The organism is Alcanivorax sp. HI0044 (assembly GCF_001634945.1).
On record NZ_LWEZ01001851.1, the window covers coordinates 1 to 545 of the forward strand.

Annotated in this window: 1 pseudogene; it reads right to left on the reverse strand. The window is 62.2% G+C overall.

The features are described from left to right. Positions 1-545, reverse strand: a pseudogene (locus A3730_RS27615) (3-methylcrotonyl-CoA carboxylase); the annotation flags it as partial.

The following is a 545-nucleotide window of genomic DNA, read 5'->3' on the forward strand; positions in this document are numbered from 1 at the left end:
GGCCTGGTCACTGCTGCCGGCAGCGGTGTGGGTAGCATCACTGAAGCAGGCTGTGTGGCCTTGACTCTGCAGCCAGTATTGATTGCCATGCTGGATCACGCTGGCGGTCACTTCCACGCCGTTCACGTCTACGCGATCGCCGCTCAGCGGCGTCAGCGTGAGGGTGTCGGAGGTGTTCTCAAAAGTGATGGTGACCTGGTTGCCCAGATAGCGGATGTACAGCGTCTGTTTATGTTCACCGCTGCGTAACGCCACCGGTTGGGCTCCTAGCGTACTGGAGTGCCAGCCTCGCAGGGTGTCATTGGGTGTTTCGCGTCGACAGTGATGCAAAGCGGCCAGTGCCCACAGGGTGTTGTCAGGGGCGTCGCCGGCCAGGCTGCTGTCGTCGGCAAAGTCTTCGCCGATAAAGGCGGTGGTGGCATCGCCACTGGCGAATACCGGGTGGGCCAGGATCGCTGCCAGAAACCGGCGGTTGTCGTTTACGCCCATCAGGGTGGTGTCCTGCACGGCACGAATCAGCCGGCGGCGTGCATCTTCGCGGCTGT